This window comes from Streptococcus sp. GMD6S, assembly GCF_000297015.1.
Window position 1 is genome coordinate 1 of the sequence record NZ_AJRH01000134.1, and the last position, 1,419, is coordinate 1,419.

The 1,419-nt window shown below is 38.3% G+C and carries 1 protein-coding gene; it reads right to left on the minus strand.

Features of this window, described 5'->3' with window-relative positions; translation table 11 throughout:
• On the minus strand, positions 1-1,387 hold a 1,387-nt coding region (locus tag GMD6S_RS09095; protein WP_000739981.1), incomplete at its 3' end, for a DHH family phosphoesterase.
• Between the last annotated feature and the right edge of the window lie 32 nt (positions 1,388-1,419).

Sequence of the window (1,419 nt, forward strand, 5' to 3'; positions counted from 1 at the left end):
TTGCCCCACTTTCAATATAGGTGATGACTGCATTCTCAGGGAAATCCTGATCACGTCTATGATGGTCAATAACAATAGTTTGAGTGAACAAATCATAAAAATCTTTTGACAAAGTCAAAGCCGTCTTGGAATGATCCACCAGAATCAATAATGAACGGTTTGTAACTAACTTCATCGCATCTGTAAGAGATAAAAGTTTCGTGACATCTTCCTTCTTCAAGAACTGAATAGCACGTTTGATATCTGCTGGCATATGTTCTGCATCATAGACAGCATAACTGTTCTCAATAATATTACTTGCAAACAACTGCATACCGACAGCAGATCCCAAAGCATCCATATCTAGATTTTTATGACCGACTACAAAAACTTGGTCAACACTTCGAATCTTATCAGAAATGGCTGTCATCATGGCTCTGGTACGTGTACGAGTACGTTTGATAGATGCAGCAGTTCCTCCACCAAAGTAGACAGGATTCTTGGTTTCGTTATTTTCCTTGACCACCACCTGGTCACCACCGCGAACTTCTGCTAAGTTCAAGTTGAGCAAGGCAATTTTCCCTATCTCTTCATGGTTTCCATCACCATAAGAAAATCCCATACTTAAAGTTAGGGCTAGCTGCCTCTGTTTTGATTCTTCTCGGAAAGTATCAATAACGGAGAATTTATCATTCATCAATTCCTCTAGTACCGTGTAATCTGTGAATACATAAAAACGATCCATCCCCACACGGCGAGAAAACATAGCATACTTACTAGCAAATTCTGAAACAAAATTAGCTACAAAGCTATTGATATGGCTGATATCAGAGTCAGATGTCGCATCCTCCAAATCATCATAGTTATCTACTGAGATGACTCCAATGACTGGACGGCTAGTTACCAATTCGACAGTTGCTTCGTACTCCCCAGAAACATCAAAGAAATACAAAACACCCGAAGCCTTGTCCATATGAACAGCATATCGTGTTTCGCCCAAGGTAGCATACGAACCTGGATTCCCAACAGAAGCCTTGATGATGGTTTGAATTAACTCAACATCAATTTCGCCTTCTTCAGTAGTTAAAATCAGCTCAGCATAGGGATTAAACCATTCCACTTCTCCACTTGATAAGTCTAATTTCAGTACTCCCACCGGCATTTGATCAAGCAAAGTACTCAAGCTATTTTCGGCTTGGTGATTTACATATTGGATTTGTTCAATTTCGCTCTTTTCATACTGTTTTTTTTGCCAAACGAATAAAAGCAAATAAAGCAGTACAAATAAAAACAAAACAGTGATTGTTACAGCAAGATTATGTGAAAAAATAATCAGCAAAGTTAAGATTCCGAAAGTTGCAAGTCCTAGCAAGACTGCAGAAAACGGGATTAAATTATTTTTTTTCATTCTAAACCTCTTGCGCATTATTATATCACAAA